Origin of the sequence: Streptomyces sp. CGMCC 4.7035 (assembly GCF_031583065.1) — a bacterium.
In the GTDB taxonomy this organism is placed as follows: domain Bacteria; phylum Actinomycetota; class Actinomycetes; order Streptomycetales; family Streptomycetaceae; genus Streptomyces; species Streptomyces yaanensis.
This window is the reverse complement of record NZ_CP134053.1, coordinates 2473658-2497590: the sequence shown is the minus strand read 5'-3', so window position 1 is coordinate 2497590 and position 23933 is coordinate 2473658. Positions and strand designations below refer to the sequence as shown.

16 protein-coding genes are annotated in these 23933 nt (G+C 67.9%); 3 read left to right on the top strand and 13 right to left on the bottom strand.

Annotation, left to right across the window (positions count from 1 at the left end):
• Positions 1-6: 6 nt before the first annotated feature.
• The 3 genes from Q2K21_RS10410 to Q2K21_RS10400 form a co-directional block, all read right to left on the bottom strand.
• Positions 7-951: a hypothetical protein gene (locus Q2K21_RS10410; RefSeq protein WP_310769208.1), complete on the bottom strand. Its 945-nt coding sequence runs from the start codon at positions 949-951 to the stop codon at positions 7-9.
• Complete coding sequence (locus Q2K21_RS10405) at positions 948-2624, bottom strand: stealth family protein (protein WP_386275979.1); 1677 nt, start codon at positions 2622-2624, stop codon at positions 948-950. Before Q2K21_RS10405 ends, Q2K21_RS10410 begins: the two co-directional genes overlap by 4 nt.
• Positions 2625-2943: 319 nt before the next feature.
• On the bottom strand, positions 2944-4065 hold the full coding sequence (locus tag Q2K21_RS10400; protein WP_310769204.1) for a PLL family lectin: 1122 nt from the start codon (positions 4063-4065) through the stop codon (positions 2944-2946).
• Positions 4066-4429: 364 nt separating this feature from the next.
• On the opposite strand from Q2K21_RS10400, the gene Q2K21_RS10395 reads away from it, so the two are divergent.
• Positions 4430-5539, top strand: coding sequence for an LCP family protein (locus tag Q2K21_RS10395; RefSeq protein ID WP_310769202.1), 1110 nt, complete (start codon positions 4430-4432; stop codon positions 5537-5539).
• A 196-nt stretch (positions 5540-5735) separates the two neighbouring features.
• On the opposite strand, the gene Q2K21_RS10390 is transcribed toward Q2K21_RS10395, so the two are convergent.
• Positions 5736-6752: a PLL family lectin gene (locus Q2K21_RS10390; protein WP_310769200.1), complete on the bottom strand. Its 1017-nt coding sequence runs from the start codon at positions 6750-6752 to the stop codon at positions 5736-5738.
• A 210-nt stretch (positions 6753-6962) separates the two neighbouring features.
• On the opposite strand from Q2K21_RS10390, the gene Q2K21_RS10385 reads away from it, so the two are divergent.
• Complete coding sequence (locus tag Q2K21_RS10385; RefSeq protein WP_310769198.1) at positions 6963-7367, top strand: NTP pyrophosphohydrolase; 405 nt, start codon at positions 6963-6965, stop codon at positions 7365-7367.
• Positions 7368-7403: 36 nt separating this feature from the next.
• On the opposite strand, the gene Q2K21_RS10380 is transcribed toward Q2K21_RS10385, so the two are convergent.
• The 9 genes from Q2K21_RS10380 to ngcE form a co-directional block, all read right to left on the bottom strand.
• On the bottom strand, positions 7404-8897 hold the full coding sequence (locus Q2K21_RS10380; protein ID WP_310769196.1) for an amino acid permease: 1494 nt from the start codon (positions 8895-8897) through the stop codon (positions 7404-7406).
• A 144-nt stretch (positions 8898-9041) separates the two neighbouring features.
• On the bottom strand, positions 9042-10979 hold the full coding sequence (gene dxs, locus Q2K21_RS10375) for a 1-deoxy-D-xylulose-5-phosphate synthase (protein ID WP_310769194.1): 1938 nt from the start codon (positions 10977-10979) through the stop codon (positions 9042-9044).
• A gap of 281 nt (positions 10980-11260) precedes the next feature.
• Positions 11261-12610, bottom strand: a complete 1350-nt coding sequence (locus tag Q2K21_RS10370) for a sugar ABC transporter permease (protein ID WP_386275980.1) — start codon at positions 12608-12610, stop codon at positions 11261-11263.
• On the bottom strand, positions 12607-13398 hold the full coding sequence (locus tag Q2K21_RS10365) for an ATP-binding cassette domain-containing protein (RefSeq protein WP_310769192.1): 792 nt from the start codon (positions 13396-13398) through the stop codon (positions 12607-12609). Before Q2K21_RS10365 ends, Q2K21_RS10370 begins: the two co-directional genes overlap by 4 nt.
• 228 nt (positions 13399-13626) lie before the next feature.
• Positions 13627-14718 (bottom strand): sugar ABC transporter substrate-binding protein, encoded by a 1092-nt coding sequence (locus Q2K21_RS10360; protein ID WP_310769190.1) that lies wholly within the window; start codon positions 14716-14718, stop codon positions 13627-13629.
• 133 nt (positions 14719-14851) lie between these two features.
• On the bottom strand, positions 14852-16051 hold the full coding sequence (locus Q2K21_RS10355; protein WP_310769188.1) for an ROK family transcriptional regulator: 1200 nt from the start codon (positions 16049-16051) through the stop codon (positions 14852-14854).
• 196 nt (positions 16052-16247) lie between these two features.
• Positions 16248-17180 carry a carbohydrate ABC transporter permease gene (locus Q2K21_RS10350; protein WP_310769187.1) on the bottom strand — a complete coding sequence of 311 codons (933 nt, stop codon included), beginning with the start codon at positions 17178-17180 and terminating at the stop codon, positions 16248-16250.
• A gap of 15 nt (positions 17181-17195) precedes the next feature.
• Positions 17196-18131, bottom strand: coding sequence for a carbohydrate ABC transporter permease (locus tag Q2K21_RS10345; protein ID WP_310769186.1), 936 nt, complete (start codon positions 18129-18131; stop codon positions 17196-17198).
• Between the two features lie 65 nt (positions 18132-18196).
• Complete coding sequence (gene ngcE, locus Q2K21_RS10340; protein WP_310769184.1) at positions 18197-19642, bottom strand: N-acetylglucosamine/diacetylchitobiose ABC transporter substrate-binding protein; 1446 nt, start codon at positions 19640-19642, stop codon at positions 18197-18199.
• Positions 19643-20102: 460 nt separating this feature from the next.
• On the opposite strand from ngcE, the gene Q2K21_RS10335 reads away from it, so the two are divergent.
• On the top strand, positions 20103-23906 hold the full coding sequence (locus Q2K21_RS10335; protein ID WP_310769182.1) for a GH92 family glycosyl hydrolase: 3804 nt from the start codon (positions 20103-20105) through the stop codon (positions 23904-23906).
• Positions 23907-23933 lie beyond the last annotated feature (27 nt).

The window sequence follows — 23933 nt, the reverse complement described above, 5'->3', positions numbered from 1 at the left end:
GGTTCCTTACTCCACCCCGGCACCGTCGCTGCAGGTGAACCTCAGGCTCCCGGCAGGGGTGTAACGGGGTTCGATCCTCATGAGGGTGTCGCGCCGCGGTGATACGAGTATCTTCCGCATGGCGAACACCCGTCCCGGCGCCTGTACATCGTGGAGCCGTCTGCCCAGGCGCAGTCGTGCGCCCGCGTCCGTGTGGACCATGACGTCCCAGTGCTCGCGCCGCCCGCCCGACGGGAGCATGTCGGCCAGAGGCACCTCCACGCGCCAGACACCGGGCTCCACCTCGTCGAGCGAGCGGGTCACGTTCCTGCCCGCGGCCACGAACTCGGCCCAGGGGGCCTCGGCCCGGACGCCCAGTACGCGCAGGTCCACTTCGATGCGCGCGTGTTCGATGTGGACGTTGATCACCTCGGCGGCCGGCTTGGCCTTCGCGCACACGACACGCGCGTCCCCGCGCACCGTCCGCCCGAGGCGGTACCGATCCGCGGTGACCGGTGACGACGTCATGGGCCCGGTCACGCCGGTGCGGGGCGTGGTCAGCTCCGCCAGCAGCAGCGGCACCTGCCTGGTCCGGCGCCCGGAGTGAACCCGGAGCCTGAGCTTCCAGCGGCCCGGAGTGATGGGCACGCCCCCTGTCTCCGTCCCCAGCAGCACCGCGGCGTCCATGAGCAGGAGTCCGTCACGATCTTCGTACACCCGAGCGGGGAGCTGGTAACGCCGGCGCCCTCGCAGGATGACGATCTCGGCCTCATCCGCCTCCGCGATGGACTTGGGGAGTTCGGCATGGAGGTTCACGGTCTGACCGTCCAGCACGGCGGCATAGCGCAGCCGTGCGGTTCGTCCCGCGCGCCGGCGGATGAAGAGCCTCTTCATCAGCCATGCGCGCGGCGCGGAAAGGCGGGCCGCGGCGCGGCGACGCGCGGCCGCGAACAGTCTGCGACGTGAACTCATCCGGCAGCCACTCCCAGCTCTGCGAGGCGCCCGGCGGGCACGTCCACCTGCGGTAGTTCGAAGGGGCTCGGGACGGGAAAGTACCTGTCCAGGAAGCGGGCGACCATGCGCGCCTGCGCCTCCCTGTCCTCGGGAACCACCGTGTCGTTGATGCAGAACGTGTCGAAGTCCCGTCTGGCGACCAGCCGGTCCAGCCGCTGCTGGGCCTTGCCGTCGCCGATGTCGATGTAGACGTAGCGCAGGTCCCCCACCGTGGCTCGCGCCGAGTGGTACGCGTAGTAGTGGTGGAGCGACGAGGCGATGGGCACGTCATGTGGGGAACGGAAACGCGAGTGCTGCGTGACCCAGTGCGCCCGCTCGTACACCTGCTCGATCTCAGAGAGGACCGAGCGCCTCAGGGCATGCGGGGTGTGCTTCATCTTCTGGGAGATGAAGGTGCCGAACTGCTGGGCGATGAGGCCGCGGCTGTTCTTGCCCGCGGCGTTCACGGGCAGGTCGTCCGGGGTGATCTGACCGGGCGGAATCAGCGCCTTGGACATGAAGAATTTGGTCAGTCCATTCGGATGGAAGAACTGCTCCGGGTGCACCGGCCGCCCGAAGAACACGTCGTCGTTCAGGTAGAGGAAGTGCTCCGCCAGGTCCGGAATGTGGTGCAGCTGGCTCTCGATCGCGTGCGAGTTGAAGGTGGGCAGGGCCTCCGGGTCGGAGAAGATCTCCCGGTGGTCCACCACGCGCAGGCCCGGATAGTCGGTGTTGAGCCAGCCCGGCACCTGCCCCGCGGTCACCAGGAAGATGTTCCGCACCCAGGGTGCGTACTGGTGGATCGACCTCAGGGAGTACCGGAGTTCGTCCCGGCTCGTGAAGCGCGCGTCATTCGCCGCCTGTGCGTGCAGCGGCGCCGTCCGGCCGGCCAGCTCCCGCTGTGCCGCGTTCTTGCGCGCTCGCCAGACCGGATCCGAGTCGTCGACCCAGGTATAGACGACGTCGATCGGGTAGAGGTGGTCCCCGATCAGGGCAGCCGTGAATTCGGGCAGGGTACGGGTCTCGCCCGTGCCGTACAGGAACGGTACGGGGCTGAAGAGGCGCTGTTCGGCGAATCGGCGCTCACCGTCCAGCGGAGTGTTCGTGACCACCGCGTTCGGGCGCGGCGCGAGCAGCTCGCCGTCGACCTCGTCCCAGAACTCCAGGTCACATCCCGACTCATGGCCGAAGACGAGGTTCTCCGTCGGATCGCACACGTTCCAGGACAGTCGCAGAACCTTCTGCGAGCGGAGCCTGCGCCACGTCTTCGCCGACCCGCCAGGCCGCGGCTGTCCCCCCGACACCTCGCAGACGTAGCCGGGATTACGGCCGAAAACCAGCTGGAGAACTTCCTCCACATCGTCGCGGAGCGCCGCGGGAACGCCCACACACGGGACATTCTTGCCCGTACCCCGCACCGCGAAGTGATCGATCTCCGCGTCTTCGAGCACCGCCACCAACAGGTGCAGGTTCCTGGCTCGGGCGGCCCACTCCGTGGCCCCGGGCACCACCATGGCGCGGAGGTGCTGACCTCCGTGCCGCACCACACGCATCGAGGCGTGCAGACTGTGCCGGGCCGGACTGCGGCGTCCGCCCAGCGCGAGTTTCACCAGCGCCGTGCGGGAAGAGTCGAAGGCCGCGAGGGTTTGCATGACCCCGTTCCGCAGTGGGCGCGGCACACGGCGCACGATGCGCCGTCGCGCCCGTACGGGCACCAAAGATCGATATGTCGACACCAGGGCACTGGCCTCAGGGTTCCCCGGGCTCACCACAGCTCCTCAGCACCATCCATACAAAAGGGCTGAAGACCCCCCTCACGCCCAAGTCGATCAAGCGCTACCGACTCGGCCCCCAACCGCTCGGATCGCGCCATCGGATCTTCACATCTTTGACGAGCCTTTGTCCATGCAGATGATCGCCGTTGAGACCAGCGTCACCTAAATTTCACCTGGATTCACGGAACCACCCGGGTCAGATCCGCATCGAGGACTCCATCACCAGTCCCGCCTCGGTCGACTGCCGGGCGACGCACAACCCGCCCCGGTCGTCGAGGAACGCCAGCACCACGCGTCCGTTCGCGTCACGGGCCAGCGCCGGTCCCTCGGCGCACCGCTCCCCCGTGGGCGACCACCACAGCCCCGCGCCCTCGTTCTCCGTACCGCAGGCGGCAAGCATGACCTGACCGTCCAGGGCACGGTGGGCGATGACCGTGCAGTCGTATCCATCGAGGGGGGCCCGCAGCACCGCGATCCGCCCCGCCGCCAGCGCTCCCCCGAGCGGGATCATCCAGCTTCCCGGCCGGTGGGCGACGATCCCGCCGGTCGCGGAGTCCGTCCAGTACAAGGTCACCCGCTCCGGAGCGGTCTCCAGTACCGCGGCACTGTCCTCGGACACGGACACGCTCAGATTGGGGCACCGCTCCGTCTCGCCGTCCGCCTCGGGCTGGGCCCACCGCATGGCGACCCCATCCCCCGGAACGAACAGTTCGATACGACCGGAGCCCGTGGCGGTCGCTGCCATGCCGCGGCGCACTCCTCCGCCCCTCAGATCACGCCAGGGCTCCCACCGGCCGTCCGTCGCCTCACGGCGCATACAGACCCCGCCTCCGGCATTCCGCACGAAGACATGAACCCGTCCCGACCTGCTGACGGCCGCCGTCGGCGCCCCGACGAGCCGCGCCCGTTCCGGGGTCCGCCCCGGGTTGCCCACCGAACGCCACTCGGTGACCGGCCGGCCCGTCTGGTACTGGATGGCGTGCGCGATGTCGACCGCGGCGGCATCGCCTCGGCCGCCACGCGTGCGCCGGGCCACGAAGTGCACATACCCGTCGACTCCCTGGGCGACCGAGATGTCGGTCATGCCGGGAGCCGCGATGAAGTCCGGGCCCGCCCAGTCGGGCCCACCCGGGCGGGTCTCCGTCCAGCGCAGCAGTCCGCCCTCGGTCCGGGCGTATGCGGTGAGCCTGCCGTCCTTGCCGGCCACGAGCCATCGGCCGTCCACCACGGCCTCGGCCCGGGGCAGTTCGTTCGACGTGCGGTCCGAGTCCCCCCTCGGTCCGCTCCCACGTCTGGCGCGCCCGGACTTCACCCGCATGTCGTGCCCCTTTTCATCTCTCCCCGGCAGGCCCCCGCCGGCACCGCCCGCCTCCTCAGCGCCGAGACAGGTCATCATAGGAAATCTGTTCGCACCACCACCTGTGGACGCGTACAGGTCCCAACTCCGCGAGTCCCCCCGGGGGCATGGGCAGCCGACTTCGTCGCACCGCAGGGTCGCACCGCAGGACAGTCGCCATTTGGTTCCTGTTTACGATTACGTCACTCCGGCCGCACAAAAGTCCGAGTGCGTGTCTATAGTGCAACGTCAGCCCGGCAGATCACGGACCGGCCTTCCCCCACCCGAGTCCTCACGCCGCCAGTTACCGCCCTCCGGGGCACGACCAGCGAGGACTCGAACCAGGATGAGCCATGTCTCGACGCCCCAGCGCAGCGATGACTCCGACGCTTCGGCACCGCGCCGCGACGGGCGGGGACGCAAGCGCGAGCGTGCCGGTGGCCGTCGAATCGGGAGAAAGATCCTGATCGGCCTGGCGGTTCTCGTGGTGGCCGGCGCCGGCACCGGCTACTGGCTCTACAGCGACCTCGACAACAACATCAAGGGCGTCGACATCGACAAGGCGATCGGCGACGACCGACCGGAGAAACTGCCCACGTCCGGCCAGAACATCCTGATCCTGGGCTCCGACTCGCGCGCCGGCGCCAACGCGTCGCTGAACACGGGCAAGGTCTCCGGGGCGCGCTCCGACACCGCGCTGGTGATGCACATACCCGAGGGCCGCAAGGAGGCCGTCGCCATCAGCATCCCGCGCGACACCCTGGTCACCCGCCCCGAGTGCAAGAAGTCGGACGGCACCACGGTGGCCTCGGCGAAGCGCGTGATGTTCAACTCCATCTACTCGCAGGTCGGTCCGGCCTGCACGGTCAAGACCGTGGAGCAGATCTCCGGGGTCCGCATGGACCACTACATGGAGATCGACTTCGCCGGCTTCAAGGGACTGGTGGACGCGATAGGCGGGGTGAACGTCACCATCGACCAGCCCATCAAGGACGGCAACAGCGGCCTGGACCTGAGCGCCGGGACGCACAAGCTGGACGGCACCCAGTCCCTCGCGTTCGTGCGGACCCGGTACGGCTACGGCGACGGCAGCGACCTCGGCCGCATCAGCCTCCAGCAGAAGTTCATGCTCGCCTTGTTGTCCGAGGTCAAGAAGCAGGACCTGCTGGGCAGCCCCACGAAGGCGTTCAAGATCGCCGACAAGCTCACCGCGGCGCTCACCACCGACTCCGACCTCGCCTCGCTCACCAAGCTGGCGGAGTTCGGCCGCAGCCTCAACGGCATCGACCCGGCCACCATGGAGACGATCATGCTTCCGGTGTCGTACGACAAGATCGACCCGAACCGCGTCGTGGCCGCCGAACCGCAGGCGTCGACGCTGTGGAAGGCGATCCGTACCGACGCCGACATCCCCGCGTCGGCGAAGAAGTCACCGGCCCGCGGCGGGACTTCCTGATACGCGGCACTGCCCCGGGACTCGCCTGACAACGACAAAGCAGCAAACCCCGGGGCTCGCCCGACCACGGCAAAGCAACAGACCCCAGGGCTCGCCCCACCAGGACGAAGCCGCAGACCCCGGGATCGCCCGGCCGTAACAACGCGTCGGCTCCCGCGCTCGCCCGACCGCAGTCAGGCACCAACTCCCGCGCCCCTCAGACCTCCCGCCAGCCCGTCAGTGCCAGCCCCGGCTCGTCCTTGCGGCGGGAGAGGAGCAGTTGGCCCGTGGAGGGTGACATGGTCGCCGCGACGACGCTGCCGTGGGCGTCCACGGCCAGCGACACCTTGGCGTCCGTCGGGAGCTGGGGGCCCGACTCGGTCCACCAGGCCCCCGCCGACTCCTCTTCGGAGGGGTAGGCGGCGAAGACGACGCGGCCGCTCGCCGAGCGCTGGGCCAGCAATGTGCAGTCGCTGCCGTCGAGTTCGCAGCGGATGGCGGAGATCGGGCCGGGGCCGGCGGACGCGAGCAGGGTGACGGGCTTGGCGCCGCGGCGCCAAGCGCACAGGTCACCGGAGTCGTCGGTGAAGAAAAGGGTCGTGTTCTCCGGCGAGGTCGCCAGGGCGCGCAGCGTTCCCGGGCGGACCGAGACCTCCAGCCGCTCCGTCAGCACCGGCTGGCTGCCCGGCTCCTCCTGCCGCCAGTAGAGGATGCCCTCGGGGACGACCGCGTACAGTTCGACGCGTCCGGACTCCCCCGTCACGGCCGCCAGATCCTCCTGGACATCGCGCCCCTTGATGTCGCACCAGGGGTCCCAGCCGCCCTTCTCCTTCTGGGCGCGCATGCTGACCCCGCCGCCCTTGTTGCGGACGAAGATGTGCGCGCGCCCCTGGGCGTCGACGGCGACGGCGGGGGTACCGGTGCGGTCACCCTTCTTGTTGGGGTGACCGACCGGGCCCCAGTCAAGAGGGGCGAGCAGGGGCCGGAAGTGGGTGGAGTGCACCAATTCCGACTCACCGGGCCCGGTGGACCCCCAGCAGACCAGGTGGGCATAGCTGTCGGCGCCCTGGCCGATCGCGAGGCCGGGGCGCAGCTTCTGACCACCGCCCACCGTACGCGGGGCCTCCCAGGGACCGCCCGGTGCCCGCTCCGCCCTGCACAGGACGGCGTCGTCCGAGGGCAGGTAGACACTGAGTCGGCCGTCGCGGCCTCGTATGATCCAGTCGCCGTTCACCGGTTCACTCTAAGCGGAGTGGTCTCTTCACCGCGGCCCGGCCCCTTCCCGAGCCGGGCGTACGTTCGGACGGAGCGCCCGGTTCGGGCACCATGTCCCGCCTCGACCTGGCCGCCGCCCGCTCGGCCCGCCGCGGCGGAGTCGCTCTCGGCCGACCGGGCGACGCTCGACCGACCGGGCGGGCGGGCGCGGACGTGCGACGCTTGCCCCATGGACGACAACGCTCCCCCACTGCTGATCGTCGACGCCGCGAACGTCGTCGGGTCGGTGCCCGACGGCTGGTGGCGCGACCGGCGGGGCGCCGCGGAACGGCTGCGGGACCGGCTCGTGCGGTACGCCGAGGAGGGGCTCCCCGGCCACCCCGGGCCGCTGGAGCTGGTGCTCGTCGTCGAGGGCGCGGCACGCGGCGTGGACTCCGTGCCCGGCGTACGGGTGGACGCGGCGCCCGGCAGCGGTGACGACCGCATCGTCGAACTGGTCGCGCAGGCCGGGGAGCGTCCGGCCCTGGTCGTCACGGCGGACCGCGAGCTGCGGCGCCGGGTGACGGAACTGGGCGCCGAGGTCACGGGTCCGCGCACGGTACGCGACCGGGAACCGCCGACGGACCGCGCCTGAGGGGCCGTCACGCGGTGTCGTCCCGGGGTGGCCTCGTCACCTCCCGACCGTGGTCTCCTCCTGCCGGCCCAGACGGCTGTGCGAGCGCCCGTAGAGGAAGTACACGAAGAAGCCGACGACCAGCCAGATCGCGAAGCGCACCCACGTCTCGGCGGGCAGGTTCAGCATCAGCCACAGCGAGGCGCACACCGACAGGATCGGCACCACGGGGACGAACGGGGTGCGGAAGGCGCGGTGCAGGTCGGGGCGGGTCCTGCGGAGGATGATCACGCCGATCGCGACGACGATGAAGGCGAAGAGCGTGCCGATGTTCACCAGTTCGGCGAGTTCGCTGAGGCTGGTGAAGCCCGCGATGATCGCGATGACCACGCCGAGCAGGATGGTCGGCCGGTGCGGGGTCTTGAACCGTGGGTGGACGTGGGAGAAGAAGCGGGGCAGCAGCCCGTCGCGGCTCATCGCGAAGAACACCCGGGTCTGACCGAGCAGCAGGATCATGCAGACGGTCGTCAGGCCGACTGCGGCACCGAAGCTGATCACGCCCGCGTACCAGGGATGCCCGGCGGACTTGAAGGCGTCGGCGAGCGGGGCGTCCACGGACAGCCTGCTGTAGTGCTGCATTCCGGTGACGACGACCGACACCGCCACATACAGCGCCGTGCAGATGAACAGGGAGCCAAGGATGCCGCGCGGCATGTCGCGCTGCGGGTTCTTCGTCTCCTCGGCAGTCGTCGCCACGATGTCGAAACCGATGAACGCGAAGAAGACGACGGACGCGGCGGTGAAAATACCCATCACACCGAAGTTGGACGGCGCCCAGCCGAACATCAACTGGATGAGTGGGGCCTTGAGAGTGCCGCCCGCCGGCACCGCCTGCTCCTTCGGGACGAACGGCTGGTAGTTGGCGCCGCTGACGAAGAAGGCGCCCGCGATGATCACGATCAGCACCACGGTCACCTTGATGGCGACGACGAGCTGGGTGACCCGGGCCGAGAGCTTCACCCCGATGACGAGAATGGCGGTGAGCAGCAGGACCAGCGCGGCGGCGAGGATGTCGAAGCCGAACCCGTGCGTACCTTCCCGGCCGCTGAGGTAGCCGGGCAGGTGCCAGCCCGCGTTGTCGAGCAGCGAGCTGATGTACCCGGACCAGCCGACGGCGACCACCGCCGTACCCAGCGTGAACTCCAGGACGAGGTCCCAGCCGATGATCCAGGCGGGCAGCTCGCCGAGTGTGGCGTACGAGAACGTGTAGGCGGATCCCGCGACCGGGACCGTCGAGGCGAACTCCGCATAGCAGAGCGCGGCAAGCCCGCAGACGACACCGGCCACGATGAAGGACAGGGAGACGGCGGGGCCCGCGTTCTCCTTGGCGACCTTGCCGGTCAGCACGAAGATGCCGGTGCCGATGATGACACCGACGCCGAACACGGTCAGATCCAGGGCGGAGAGGGTCTTCTTGAGCGCGTGCTCGGGTTCCTCGGTGTCCTGGATCGACTGCTCGACGTTCTTCGTCCGGAAGAGGGTGCTGCTCACGGGCGTACCTCCCACGCTTGTCGTCCCGACATGATCGAGAGGGGGTGTAGTCCGTATGCCCCGCATAGGGCGATTCACGCAAATGGGCCGGTTTCGCCACCGTAAAGGATGGTGAAACCGGCCCAAAGGGACCCTGTGGTCGTGTCAGTCGCGCGCGGTCTCCACGGAGTCCACGGCCCGCGTGGCACTTGTACGGTCGAACCGGCCGCCGTCGAGCTTGGCGACGAGCCCGGTGACCTGGCGGGCGATGTCCGGCGCGGTCAGGCCGATCTCCGCCATGACCTCCTTGCGGGAGGCGTGGTCGAGGAAGCGCGGCGGGATGCCGAAGTCACGCAGCGGCACGTCGACGCCCGCGTCGCGCAGCGCCTGGGCGATCGCCGAACCGACACCGCCGACCCGTGAGTTGTCCTCGACGGTGACGACCACGCGGTGCCGCGCGGCGAGCGGGGCGAGCGCCTCGTCGACGGGCTTGACCCAGCGCGGGTCCACGACGGTGGTGGAGATGCCCTGCTTGTCGAGGAGGCCGGCGATCTCCAGGCACATGGGCGCGAGCGCGCCGACGGAGACCAGCAGGACATCCGGTACGGGGGCGTCGGCCTTGCGCAGGACGTCCATGCCGCCGACGGTGCCGACCGCGGGGACGGCGGGGCCGACGACGCCCTTGGAGTAGCGCAGCACGGTCGGCGCGTCGTCGACGTCGACGGCCTCGCGCAGCTGGGCGCGCAGCTGTTCGGCATCGCGCGGGGCGGCGATCCTGAGGTCCGGCACGACCTGGAGCATCGACATGTCCCACATGCCGTTGTGCGAGGCGCCGTCGTCACCGGTGACACCGGCCCGGTCGAGCACGAAGGTCACCCCGCACTTGTGCAGGGCGACGTCCATGAGGACCTGGTCGAAGGCGCGGTTGAGGAAGGTCGCGTAGACCGCGAAGACGGGGTGCAGTCCGCCGGTGGCGAGGCCGGCCGCGGAGACCGCGCCGTGCTGCTCGGCGATGCCGACGTCGTAGACGCGGTTCGGGAAGGCGTCCGCGAACTTCTTCAGGCCCACGGGATGGAGCATCGCGGCGGTGATGGCGACGATGTCCTCGCGCTCCCGGCCGAGCTTGACCATCTCGTCGCCGAAGACGGAGGTCCAGCTCGCTGCGGCCGCCTTGATGGGCAGGCCGGTGTCGGGGTGGATGGGGCCGATGCCGTGGAAGCGGTCGGCCTCGTCCTGCTCGGCGGGCTTGTAGCCGCGGCCCTTCTCGGTGAGGCAGTGCACGATGACCGGGCCGCCGAACCGCTTGGCGCGGGCGAGGGCGGACTCCAGGGCCTCGATGTCGTGGCCGTCGATCGGACCGACGTACTTCAGGCCCAGGTCCTCGAACATGCCCTGCGGGGCGATGAAGTCCTTCAGGCCCTTCTTGGCGCCGTGCAGGGTCTCGTAGAGCGGCTTGCCGACGACGGGCGTGCGCTCCAGCACCTCCCTGGTGCGGGCCAGGAACTTCTCGTAGCCGTCCGTGGTGCGCAGGGTGGCCAGGTGGTTGGCGAGACCGCCGATCGTCGGGGAGTACGAGCGCTCGTTGTCGTTGACGACGATGACCAGCGGCCGGTCTTTCGCGTCGGCGATGTTGTTGAGCGCCTCCCAGGCCATACCGCCGGTGAGGGCGCCGTCGCCGATGACCGCGACGACGTGGCTGTCGCGCTTCAGCAGCTCGTTGGCCTTGGCGAGGCCGTCGGCCCAGCCGAGGACCGTGGAGGCGTGCGAGTTCTCGATGATGTCGTGCTCGGACTCGGCGCGCGAGGGGTAGCCGGACAGACCGCCCTTGCTGCGCAGCTTCGAGAAGTCCTGGCGACCGGTGAGCAGCTTGTGGACGTAGGCCTGGTGGCCGGTGTCGAAGAGGACCTTGTCCCTGGGCGAGTCGAAGACACGGTGCAGGGCGATGGTGAGCTCGACCACACCGAGGTTGGGGCCGAGGTGGCCGCCGGTCTTGGAGACGGCGCCGACGAGGAAGGTCCGGATCTCCTCGGCCAGCTGGTCCAGCTGCTCCAGGCTGAGCCGGTCCAGATCGCGCGGTCCCCTGATGCGGGTCAGCAGCGGCACCCGTGCCTCCTTGCAGTAGAGCTGTGTCGAGCTTTTGCCGGGCCTGCAGAGTCTAATGTTCCGTCTGTGCGGATCTTGGGCGGCCCTCTCGTTCCACGCCACACATTCGGCCACACACAACTGCGCCCGGCACCACCATGGGCACCGGGCACAGGGTCTCAACAGGATTTCTTACAACGGGCGGGACGAGAGCGCCCCTTCAGGGGCGCGGGGAACTGCGCGATCAGCCACAGCGAACCCGCAGCCAAAGGACGTCCCGCACCCCTATGGCGCTCCCCGCGTTATGCGCGCCCCGCGGCCTTCTGGCTCTTCCGCGACACCGAGTCGATGACCACGGCCCCCAGAAGCACGCCACCGGTGATCATGTACTGGATGGACGTGTTCATGTTGAGCAGGTCAAGACCGGTCTGGATGGACTGGATGACCAGCATGCCCAGCAGGGCGGACCACACGCTGCCCCGGCCACCGAAGAGGCTGGTGCCACCGATGACGGCGGCCGCGATGGCCAGCATCAGGGTGTTGCCGCCACCGGCGCTGAGGGTCGCGCTCGCGGTCTGCCCGGCGAAGAACATGCCGCCGATCGCCGCGAAGCCACCGGAGATGGCGAACACCGAGATACGGACCATGGGCACGCTGATACCGGCCCGGCGGGCCGCCTCGATGCCACCGCCGACCGCGAAGACCTTACGGCCGTAGGTGGTGCGTCGCAGCACGAAGTCGACGATCACCAGCGCCGCGAGGAAGATCACCAGGGCGTTGGACACACCGGAGGCGTTGTTCAGCACGGCCGCGGCGACGAAGGACGCCACAGCGAGCGCGCCGACCCGGATCAGGATCTCGCTGGTGGGCCGGAAGGGCACCCCGGCGGCACGGCGGCGGCGCTGCTCGTTGAACGAGCCCACGAGCGTGAGGACGACACCGAGGCCGGCCAGCAGGTAGGCACCGACGATGGCCTGGTCCATGAAGAAGGAGTTCTGGCCGACCAGGTGCACCGGACCCGAGTCCGACGGGATGTTGATGGTGCCGCTGGAGCCGAGCAGCCACAGCATCAGACCGTTCCAGCCGAGGAAGCCGGCCAGGGTCACGACGAACGCGGGTACGCCGACCTTGGCGAAGAACCAGCCGTGCAGCGCACCGATACCGACACCGGTCAGGATGGCCAGGATCAGGGCCAACCAGGGGTTCATGCCGTGGTTGACCACGAACACCGCGAACACCGTGGATGACAGGCCGCTGACCGAGCCGACCGCGAGGTCGATCTCACCGAGCAGGAGCACGAACACCAGGCCGATGGCGAGCATGCCGGTGGCCGACAGGAAGTAGCTGATGTTCGACAGGTTGTCGGCGCTGAGGAATCGGTCGTTCTTCAGCTGGAAGATGGTCCAGATGATGATCAGGCCGACGATGACCGGCAGCGAGCCGAGCTCACCGCCCTTCACCTTGCGCTTGAACTCGGTGACGTAGCCCTTCAGGCCCTCTTCGCGGACCAGCAGTCGCGGGTCGACGACGGTCACCGGCGCGGCCGTGGGGTCGTCGGCGGGAGCCACGGTGGTGGTCTCCTGCTCCGCCCCGGAGTCCGACTTCTCGATCTTCGTCGAGTCGCTCTTCACGGTCTTGGACGAGTCGCTCACTTTGCCGCCTCCGCGGTGCGACGCCCCGCACGACGGGTCACGGCGTTGTCCGTGGCTCCCGTGATCGCGGCGATGATCTCTTCGTGGCTCGTGCTCTTCACGGGGAAGGAGCCGTTGTTCTTGCCCAGGCGCAGGACGGCGACGGTGTCCGCGACCGCCTTCACGTCGGCCATGTTGTGGCTGATGAGGATGACGCCGAGGTTCCGCTCGCGCAGCCGCTCGACCAGGTCGAGGACCTGCGCGGTCTGCTCGACGCCGAGGGCGGCGGTGGGCTCGTCGAGGATGACGACCTTCGGGTCACCGATCAGAGCGCGGGCGATGGCCACGACCTGACGCTGGCCACCGGAGAGGCTCGCGATCGGGATGCGCACACTCGGGATGCGGATGGAGAGCGTGCTCAGCAGTTCCCGAGCGTTCTTCTCCATCGTCACCTCGTCGATGACGCCGCGGTGCAGCAGTTCACGTCCGAGGTAGAGGTTGCCGACCACGTCGAGGTTGTCGCACAGGGCGAGGTCCTGGTAGACCGTCGCGACGCCGAGTCCCTGGGCGTCGTGCGGCTTGTTGATGCTGACCGGCTTGCCCTCCCACTCGATGACGCCCTCATCGATGGGGTGGACACCCGCGATCGTCTTGACCAGGGTCGACTTTCCTGCGCCGTTGTCGCCCACCAGGGCGACCACTTCTCCGGCGTGGACCTCCAGATCGACATCGGTGAGTGCCTGGACCGCACCGAATCGCTTGGAGACTCCGCGCAACGCCAGCACGGGCGTAGCGGACACGTGAACCATCTCCTTCGCCGCCTGACCGGCGGGGATGCCGCGCTTTAGGACAGGCGCGGAGGGGTGTGCGCAATGCACAGGTTTACAGAATGAACATGCGCGAATCCGCCGCCGTTGGCAACGGTTCCGTCCGACGCCCGCCCAGGCGGCGGGGTATGAAGGCCTGGGGCGGGCGTCGGAGGGGCTTCGCGGCACCGACCGCCCACGCTCTCGCGGGGCGGTCCTTGACCTCAGTGCTTACTGGAGGCCGATGGCCTTGCAGGCCTTCGCGTACTCGGCGGTGCAGATCTCCTGGACGGTGTAGATCCCGTCCTTGACGACCGTGTCCTTGATGTTGGCCTTGGTGACCGACGTCGCGGGCAGCAGCTTCGCGGGCACCTTGTCGCCGGAGCCGCTGGTCACCTCCGTGTCGGTCAGGGACTTGAGGTCCTTGCCCTGGAGCAGGGCGACCGCGAGCTCGGCGGCGGTGTCGGCCTCGGGCTTGTAGGCCTTGTAGACGGTGGCCGACTGGGTGCCGGCGACGATCCGCTGGATGGCCGCGAGCTCCGCGTCCTGACCGGTCAGCGGGATGTTGCTGATGCCCGCGCCCTTGAGGGTGTTGGCGATACCACCGGCCATGCCGTCGTTGGCGGCGTAGACGCCCGCGATCTTCTTGGCGCCGAGCTGCGTGATGGCCGCCGACATCTTCTGCGCGGCGACGGTGTCCTTCCACAGGCCGGACTGCTCGTAGGCGATGTCGACCTTGCCGTCGAGGACCTTGTGAGCGCCCTGCTTGAACATGCCGGCGTTCGGGTCGGCGTCGTCACCGTTGATCATGACGACCTTCGACGACTTGGTGGCCTTCTTGCCGAGCGCGTCGAGCAGGGCCTGACCCTGGAGCTCGCCGACCTTCTCGTTGTCGAAGGAGACGTACGCGGAGACCGGGCCCTGGGCGAGGCGGTCGTACGCGACGACCTTGACGCCCTTGTTGACCGCGGACTGGATGGACGACTTGATGGCGGCAGAGTCCTGGGCGCTGATCGCGATGACCTTGACGCCCTTGGTGATCATGCTGCTGACCTGCTGGGCCTGCTTGGTGGGGTCGGCCGCCGCGTTCGCGTACTCGACCGTGCAGTCGGAGCACAGCTCCTTGACCTTGGCCTCGAAGAGCGGCTTGTCGAACTTCTCGTAGCGTGCGGTGACGCTGTCGGGGAGCAGCAGGCCGATGGTCTTGCTGCCGGAGCCGCTGCTGCTGCTGCCGGAGTCGTCCTTCTTGTCACCGGCCTTGCCACAGGCAGCCAGCGAAACGGCCATGGAAACCGCCGCGGTGCCGATCACGACTCTACGCATCGTTGCGTTCATTGGGGGTGCCTCCCTGACAGGGCCGCAACGCTGCGGCCGAGGTGGCTCGAAGTCAACTCGGCCGCAAGTTCGACGTCAAGAAGTAAATACTTAACGAGATGGCAACGACGTCATGCGTTCTCTAAGTGAAGGCGGGTGTCGCCACGGCCAGCGAGCCGTCCAAAAGGGTAGAATCGCCCATCTCGCTCAGCGCGAGAGCGAGCGCTCCGAGCACCTCCGCCCGACCCCCAAGTGCCCCCGGGAGAACGGACAGTTGGCGCGCCGCACTGGGGATGGCGTAGCGGCCGACGGACTCTCTGATGGGCCCGAGCACCAGCTCACCGGCCTCGGCGAGATCGCCGCCCAGGACCACCCGGCTCGGGTTCAGCAAATTGCACAGGTTGGCCACTCCACTGCCGATGTGCCGGCCGACGTCGGCGATCACCCGACGGCAACCCGGATCCCCGTCCCGCGCCAGCCGTACGACGCCTTCCATGGTCAAGTCGGTGCCGTGACTGGGCTGGAGCAGCGGGAGCACATAGCGCGCCGCCGTGAAGGTCTCCAGGCAGCCCCGGTTTCCGCAGCGGCAGACCGGGCCGGATTCATCGAGTGTAATATGTCCGATTTCCCCCGCGGTGCCGCCGGGGCCTCGGTAGATCTTCCCCTCGATCACCAGTCCGGCACCGACACCGCTCGCGACCTTGATGTACGCAAGATCCTTGACCCCTCGGCCACTTCCCCAGACCAGCTCGCCCAGGGCGCCGAGGTTGGCGTCGTTGTCCACGTGCACCGGCACACCGAGCCGCCCCCGCAGCTCCTCGGCGGGTCTGGCGCCGGTCCAGCCCGGCAGGATGGCGCTGGAGCCGAGCGTGCCCGACTCGAGGTCGATGGGGCCCGGCACACCGAGGCCCACGCCCGCGATCTTGGACCGGTCCACCCCGGTCGCCTCGATCAGCCTGCTGACCAGCTGTTCCGCCCGGTCGAAGCCCTGCGCGGCAGAGGCGTCCACATCCAGTGGCTCGGCCTCCTCGGCAAGCACCTGATGGGCGAGGTTTCCGACCGCGACGCGCAAATGGGTGTGCCCGAAGTCGACACCGATGACAATGCCGGCGTCCCCGCTCAGGGACACGCTGCGGGCCCGGCGACCACCCGCCGACGTGGGCGTGACCTCGACGGTTCCGCCGTCCTTGAGCTCCCGCACGATGTTGGAGACCGTCGCCGCGGACAGGCCCGTCGTCCTCGCGATCTCCGCCTGGGTAAGGGATCCGGCCAGCCGCACGGCGCGTACGACCCGCTCCAGGTTGGCTCGGTGCAGCGACGACTGCGACCCTGGAGTCTCCACGACGACCTCCTGAGCACGGGGCCGCCTCGATGAGACCCCGCCTTCGTCCAACTAGTGAACTCTAAGCTGAGCTGTTCGGGCTACCTCCCGTCAAGAGGTTGAACCGCATCCGAGTCTGTGCACACGCGTGCACGCACCGTTCCCGAGCCGGGAGCGGTGCGCGTACGGGCCGTCGCGGAGCGCTTATGCAGACGTGCTATTTCAGCGTCGCCGAGGTCAGTCCGGCCTGTACCTGGCGCTGGAAGGACAGGTAGACCACGAGCATCGGGATCATCGCAATGGTCACTCCTGCGAAGAGAACGGGCAGGTCAGAGGCGTATCCCTGCTGCTGCTGGAGCTGGATCAGGCCTTGGGTGAGGACGTAGCGTTCGGGATCCGAACCACTCTGCGGCTGCATCAGGACCGTCGGCAGGATGAACTGGTTCCACTGACCCAGCGTGTTGAAGATACCGACGCTGATCAGGCCAGGCTTGGCCATCGGCAGCATCACCTGGAAGAAGGTCCGGGTGTGCGAGGCACCGTCCAGGACGGCGGCCTCGAAGACCGCCGTCGGCAGGGTCCGGAAGAAGGCGTGCATGAAGAACACGGTGAACGGCATCGAGTACGCGATGTAGACCAGGATCAGACCCTGATAGGTGTTCAGCATGTCCAGCCGTTTGACCATGAAGAACAGCGGGACGAGGGCCAGGAACACGGGGAACATCGCGCCCGCGACGAAGAAGTAGTACAGCATCCGGTTGCCCCAGAACCGGTAGCGGGCGAGCACGTACGCGGCCATCGAGCCGAACAGCATCGTCAGCGGCACGGAGAACACCAGCACGATTACGGTGTTCAGGAAGTAGTCGCCGATGCCCTTGTTCCAGGCACGCCGGAACACGTCGAAGGACCAGTCGTGCGGCCAGCCGAAGGCCGAGCCGCCGATCTGCGCGTCGGTCTTGAAGGAGCTGAGCACCAGCCACAGCAGCGGCAGCACGATCAGCAGGGCCCACAGGGCGAGGAACCCGTGCGAGAAGACGTTCAGGACGACGCCCTCGCCGCGCCGGTCGCCGGGGCGGACCGGGATCTTGCTCACCGAGGACCGGGCCGGGACGGTGCCGCCGGGGGCGGTCTCCTTGAGGGGTGCGCTCATCGTCGTTACTCCCGCTCAGAACTCGATGCGCTCACGGCGGGTGGCGCGCAGCGTGACCACGGACAGGACCAGGGTGAGCAGCAGCATGACGACGCCCATGGCGCAGGCATAGCCGCTCTTCCCGTAGTAGAGGAAATTGCGCATCATCACGGTCGACATGACATCGCTGTGATGGTCGGGGCCGCCGCCGTAGGCGCCCATGTTCTGGGTCATGGAGGAGACCAGGACGAACATGTCCATCGCCACGATGCCCAGGTACACCCACGCGGTCTGCACCGTGTCCCACAGCAGCGGCAGGGTGATGCGGAGGAAGGACTGGGAGCGGCCCGCTCCGTCGATGAGGGCCGCCTCGTAAATGTCCTTCGGAATGGACTGCATGGCGGCCGAGAACAGCACCAGATAGAAGCCGACACCGTGCCAGACGACGACCAGGATCAGCGCCCACAGCACCATGTTGGGCTCGTTGAGCCATTCCACGGGATTGTTCGCGTCGACCAGGCCGATTTTGATCAGGAAGCCGTTGAGCAGACCGCCGCCGTCACTGCGGTACACCGCGTTGAACAGCACCGCGAGAATCGCCAGTGACAAGACCTGCGGAAAGAAGTAGATAATTTTGTAGAACTTGGATCCGGTGACGCCCTGGACGCCGCCGGCCCGGCCACGCCCGCCCGCGTTCACCATGAAGGCGAAGAACAGGGCGAGCAGGATGGTGATCACCGGGATGAACACCAGGAACAGGATGTTGTGCCAGATGGCCTGCATGAAGACGTCGTCCTGGAACAGTGCCCTGTAGTTGTCCAGTCCGACGAACTTGAAGGTCTGTGACTGGCCCTTCCAGTCGGTCAGCGAATAGCCGAACGTCTGGATGTACGGCCAGATCACGAAGATCAGATAGAGCGCCACGGGTACGAAGAGAAATCCCGCGACGAACCTGTACTGCCCTTTGCGCATTGGCGTTCCTGCCCCTGGTGTCCCCACCCGGGCCGGAGTTCTCCGGCCCGGGACACGGCGTGCGGTCAGTCCCGGTGGTTCTTCTTGGAGGCCGGGTCCTTGGCCTGCTTGTCGACCGCGGCCTGGCACCGCTTCAGCCACTCCTTCGGCTGAATGCGCTTGGCCATCAGCTCGTTGGACGCGGCCTCGATGGCGGTGCCCATCTCGCTGTACCACTCGGTGTACAGGTAACGGAAGGTGTTGCCGCCGGCGGCCTTGGACGCCTCGACCGTGGACTGGGTGCCCGGCCGGAGCTTGACGCTGGGGTCGACGCCGTCCTTGAGGATGGTGAGCGAGTTGGCCTCCTTGGCGAACAGCGTCGACCACTCCTTGGAGAGCATGCGCCGCATGAACTCCTTGGCGCCGGGCAGGTTCTTGGCCTTCGCCGGGATGATGAAGGGTTCGCCGGAGCCGGCCCGGATCGCCTCGAACGGCAGCTTGCTGTCGGGCAGCAGCGGCATCGGCAGGAACTTCATGTCGAAGTCCGCGGGCGTCTGCTTGAGCTGCTCGTTCTCCAGCCAGGAGCCACAGGTGATGAACGCGGCCTTGTACTGGTTCCAGCGGGTCTGCGACTCGGTGTGGGTCAGGCCGTTGGTGCCTGGCATCAGCAGGCCCTTCTCGACGATCTCGTAGATCGCCTCGACGCCGGCCTGTGCCGCGTCCGAGCCGACGAACGCCTTCGGGTCGAGGTTGTCGATCGCCTTCATCGCGTCCAGACCGCCCGTCTTGGCGATCAGGTCCATGATGGCGACGTTGATGTAGTACGGGTACTTGCCCTGGTGGGCCAGGCCGCCGATGCCCTGCTTCTTGGCGTCCTGACAGATGGTGATGAAGTCGGCCCAGGTCTTGGGCTCCTCCCAGCCCTTCTCCTTGAAGAGCTTGCCGGAGTACCACAGACCCCACACGGTGTAGATGTAGTTGAGGGCGACGATCTTGCCCTCCTGCATGCCGGCGTCCAGGGTGCCGGGGATGATCATGTCCCGGACCTTCTTGCTCGGGTCGTCCACGGACGGCGCGTCGAGGACCTCGGCGAGGTCGAGCAGCTGGCCGTTCTTGTAGAGCACGTCGACCTTGATCTGCTGGGCGCCCGAGTCGTCCACGATGTCCGGCGGGTTGCCGGCGTTGAACCGGGGCTGGAGTTTGCCCGTGATCTCCTGGGTGCCGGTGTGGGTCGAGGTGATGCCGGCCTTCGTCTGGTAGTCGCCCTCCCACGCCTTGGCGTAGTCGTCGCCGTAACCGCCCTTGAAGATGACGACGTCGAGCTTGCTGCCCTTCTGCGCGCCGAAGGGGTTGGCCTTGGAGGTCTTCCCCTGGGTGTCGTTGTCGCTGGAGCTGTCGCCGCCGCCGCTGGCACACGCCGACAGGAAGCTCATCGTGGGCACGGAGATCAGGCCGAGCGCGGCGGACCGCTTGATCAGATCGCGGCGGCCGACGCCGCCGGGGGTGGTGTTCTCGCCGGAAGTGGATCCCATGCTCAAGTCCTCGCCTTCTCCAGGACTCAGGCGGTGAACCGGATCCTCCCCGGCACCGCGGTGATGGTGAAGCTGGGGTCGTGTATGAGGGATTCAGTGGGACGGCAGGGCAGTCGGTCATGCACCGAACGGTCCGCCGCCTCCCGATTCCCCCGGGCCATGCCTGTCCACAGCCGTCGTACGGCAGGGTGACAGCTGCCCGGACGCCGACAGGTATAGTCCACTTTCCGCTGACGGAGCAAGATCGAATGCAAGGTTGGTGGCTTGCTTTTCCGAGTTGAGACCTCGTGGAAATACGGGACGCCCATGCGCCTCTCGAACGGGCTATCCACCACATTGGGCCCGAATGCCACACTCAACACCCTTGACATCCCTGGCCACTTGACCACCTACTGTTCCTTGCGCAGCGACGTTGACAACGTTGTCCACTTCTTCACGGCGCAGGGAGGGTGCTCGACACATGCAGCACAGATCTCGGCACAGATGGGGTTCCGCGGCGGTCGTCACAACGGCCGCCTTCGCCTTGCTGACGGCCACACAGGGCGCGGCGGTGGCATTGCCCGTCCAAGCGGCGACCGCGGATCGGGAGTTCACTTCCTCGTTCGAGCCGGACGATCCGGCACCGACGTGGCTGAACACCGTGGACACGGCGGCGGACGGTTCGAAGCGGGCGTCCGGAGTGGACGGAGGGTATACAACGGGCATTCCAGGAAATGTGACCGACGAGGTCACCGATGTCCGGGCCAGCGACGAGTACACGGCCGCCGGCGAGGTCAAAGAGAACCTGATCGACGGCGAGCCGAGCACCAAGTGGCTGACGTTCTCGTCGACGGGCTGGGTGGAGTTCGACTTCAACGCGCCGGTCAAGGTGGTGACGTACGCGCTGACGTCGGCCAACGACGTCGCGGAGCGGGACCCGGCCGACTGGACACTTCAGGGCTCCACCGACGGCAAGGACTGGAAGACCCTCGACACGCGCACCGGTGAATCGTTCGACGAGCGCTTCCAGACGCATACGTACGACCTCGCCGAACCGGCCGAATACGCGCACTTCCGGATCGACTTCACCAAGAACCACGGCGCGGGCATACTGCAGCTCGCCGACGTGCAGTTCTCCACGGGCAGGAGCACCGAGCCCACACCCAAGGACATGCGCTCGCTGGTGGACCGCGGTCCGAGCGGCTCCCCCACCGCCAAGGCGGGCGCGGGCTTCACGGGCAAGCGGGCGCTGCGGTACGCGGGGACGCACCAGGCGGACGGACGGGCGTACTCGTACAACAAGGTCTTCGACGTGAACGTGGGCGTCGAGCGGGACACCCAGCTGTCGTACCGCATCTTCCCGTCGATGGCGGACGGGGACCGGGACTATGACGCCACGAACGTCTCCGTGGACCTGGCCTTCACCGACGGCACCTATCTGAGCGGCCTGAAGGCGATCGACCAGCACGGCTTCCCGCTCACCCCGCAGGGACAGGGCGCGGCCAAGGCCCTGTACGTCAACCAGTGGAACAGCGTGGTCTCGCGGATCGGCTCGGTCGCGGCCGGAAAGACCGTGGACCGGATCCTGGTGGCGTACGACTCCCCGAAGGGGCCGGCGAAGTTCCGGGGCTGGCTGGACGACATCACGCTGCGGGTCGCACCGCCGGAGAAGCCCAAGGCGCACCTCTCCGACTACGCGCTGACGACCCGCGGTACGAACTCCAGCGGCGGCTTCTCCCGCGGGAACGACTTCCCGGCGACGGCCCTGCCGCATGGCTTCAACTTCTGGACGCCGGTGACCAACGCGGGTTCGCTGAGCTGGCTGTATGACTACGCACGGTCCAATAATTCCGACAATCTGCCCACAATCCAGGCGTTCAGCGCGAGCCATGAGCCGAGTCCGTGGATGGGTGACCGGCAGACGTTCCAGGTGATGCCGTCGGCCGCCTCCGGCACGCCGGACACCGGCCGCGGTGCGCGGGCGCTGGCGTTCCGGCACGAGAACGAGACCGCGCGTCCGTACTACTACGGGGTGACCTTCCAGAACGGCCTCAAGGCGGAGATGACGCCGACGGACCACGCGGCGGTGCTGCGGTTCACGTACCCCGGCGACGACGCGAGCGTGCTCTTCGACAATGTGACGGAACAAGCCGGGCTGACCCTCGACAAGGACAACGGGGTCGTCACGGGCTTCTCGGACGTGAAGTCCGGGCTGTCGACGGGGGCGACGCGGCTGTTCGTGTACGGCGTGTTCGACGCGCCCGTCACGGACGGGGCCGCCTCCGGGGTGAAGGGGTACCTGCGCTTCAAGCCGGGCGCCGACCACACCGTGACCCTCCGCCTCGCCACCTCGCTCATCAGCCTCGACCAGGCGAAGGACAACCTGCGCCAGGAGGTCCCGGACGGGACGTCGTTCGACCAGGTGAGGGAACGCGCGCAGGGGGTGTGGGACAAGCTGCTCGGCAAGGTCGAGGTCGAGGGAGCGACGGCCGACCAGCTGACGACGCTGTACTCCTCGCTGTACCGGCTGTACCTGTACCCGAACTCGGGCTTCGAGAAGGTGGGTTCGGCCTACCAGTACGCCTCGCCCTTCTCCCCGATGCCCGGTCCGGACACGCCCACGCACACCGGCGCGAAGATCGTCGACGGCAAGGTGTACGTCAACAACGGCTTCTGGGACACGTACCGGACGACGTGGCCGGCGTACTCCTTCCTCACGCCGAAGCAGGCCGGTGAGATGGTCGACGGCTTCGTGCAGCAGTACAAGGACGGCGGCTGGACCTCGCGCTGGTCCTCGCCCGGTTACGCGGACCTGATGACCGGCACCTCGTCGGACGTGGCGTTCGCCGACGCCTATGTGAAGGGCGTGCAGTTCGACGCGGAGGCCGCCTACGACGCCGCGGTCAAGAACGCGACGGTCGTCCCGCCGTCTTCCGGGGTCGGCCGCAAGGGCATGACGACCTCGCCTTTCCTCGGCTACACGACCACCGACACCAACGAGGGTCTGTCGTGGGCGATGGAGGGCTACGTCAACGACTACGGCATCGCGAAGATGGGTCAGGCGCTGTACGAGAAGACCGGCAAGAAGCGCTACAAGGAGGAGTCGACGTACTTCCTCAACCGCGCCCGCGACTACGTCAACCTCTTCGACGCGAAGGCCGGTTTCTTCCAGGGCCGCGACACGCAGGGCGCCTGGCGGCTGGACTCCGCGAAGTACGACCCGCGCGTCTGGGGTTACGACTACACGGAGACGAACGGCTGGGGCTACGCCTTCACGGCACCACAGGACAGCCGGGGCCTGGCCAACCTGTACGGGGGCCGCGCGGGGCTCGCGGACAAACTGGACGAGTACTTCGCGACTCCCGAGACGGCCGCACCGGACATCGTGGGCTCGTACGGCGGTGTCATCCACGAGATGACGGAGGCGCGTGACGTCCGGATGGGCATGTACGGGCACTCCAACCAGGTCGCGCACCATGTGATCTACATGTACGACGCGGCGGGCAAGCCGTGGAAGGCACAGGCGAACGTCCGCGAGGCCCTCTCCCGTCTGTACACCGGCAGCGAGATCGGGCAGGGCTACCACGGCGACGAGGACAACGGCGAGCAGTCGGCCTGGTACCTGTTCTCGGCGCTGGGCTTCTACCCGCTGGTGATGGGCAGCGGCGAGTACGCCATCGGATCGCCGCTGTTCACCAAGGCGACGGTGCACCTGGAGAATGGCAAGGACCTCGTCATCAGGGCCCCGAGGAACAGCGCGAAGAACGTGTACGTCCAGGGCCTGAAGGTCAACGGCAAGGCGTGGACGTCGACGGCGCTGCCCCACTCGCTGATCTCCAAGGGCGCGGTGCTGGACTTCGACATGGGTCCGCGGCCGTCGTCCTGGGGCACGGGCAAGAACGCGGCGCCGGTGTCGATCACGCGCGGTGACAAGGCGCCTTCGCCGCGGGCGGACGTCCTCAAGGGTGATGGCGCGCTCTTCGACAACACGTCGGCGACGGACGCGACCGTGACGAGCCTGGACCTGCCGATCGCGGAGGGAACCAAGGCGGTGCAGTACACCCTGACGTCCCCCGAGGACCGCACGAAGGCCCCCACGGGCTGGACGCTCCAGGCCTCCGAGGACGGCACGGAGTGGAAGACCCTGGACACCCGCTCGGGTGAGTCCTTCACCTGGGACCGGCAGACCAGGGCGTTCTCGATCCCGCATCCCGGCTCGTACACGCACTACCGCCTGGTCCTGAACACCGAGTCGACCCTGGCGGAGGTGGAACTGCTGGCCTGACGGCCACCATGGAAAAAGGGGCGGGCG

Coding starts and splice junctions, on each gene's coding strand:
- Q2K21_RS10410 (WP_310769208.1), bottom strand. CDS start 951: ATGAGTTCACGTCGCAGACTGTTCGCGGCCGCGCGTCGCCGCGCCGCG.
- Q2K21_RS10405 (WP_386275979.1), bottom strand. CDS start 2,624: ATGCAAACCCTCGCGGCCTTCGACTCTTCCCGCACGGCGCTGGTGAAA.
- Q2K21_RS10400 (WP_310769204.1), bottom strand. CDS start 4,065: ATGCGGGTGAAGTCCGGGCGCGCCAGACGTGGGAGCGGACCGAGGGGG.
- Q2K21_RS10395 (WP_310769202.1), top strand. CDS start 4,430: ATGAGCCATGTCTCGACGCCCCAGCGCAGCGATGACTCCGACGCTTCG.
- Q2K21_RS10385 (WP_310769198.1), top strand. CDS start 6,963: ATGGACGACAACGCTCCCCCACTGCTGATCGTCGACGCCGCGAACGTC.
- Q2K21_RS10365 (WP_310769192.1), bottom strand. CDS start 13,398: ATGGTTCACGTGTCCGCTACGCCCGTGCTGGCGTTGCGCGGAGTCTCC.
- Q2K21_RS10360 (WP_310769190.1), bottom strand. CDS start 14,718: ATGCGTAGAGTCGTGATCGGCACCGCGGCGGTTTCCATGGCCGTTTCG.
- Q2K21_RS10350 (WP_310769187.1), bottom strand. CDS start 17,180: ATGAGCGCACCCCTCAAGGAGACCGCCCCCGGCGGCACCGTCCCGGCC.
- Q2K21_RS10345 (WP_310769186.1), bottom strand. CDS start 18,131: ATGCGCAAAGGGCAGTACAGGTTCGTCGCGGGATTTCTCTTCGTACCC.
- ngcE (WP_310769184.1), bottom strand. CDS start 19,642: ATGGGATCCACTTCCGGCGAGAACACCACCCCCGGCGGCGTCGGCCGC.
- Q2K21_RS10335 (WP_310769182.1), top strand. CDS start 20,103: ATGCAGCACAGATCTCGGCACAGATGGGGTTCCGCGGCGGTCGTCACA.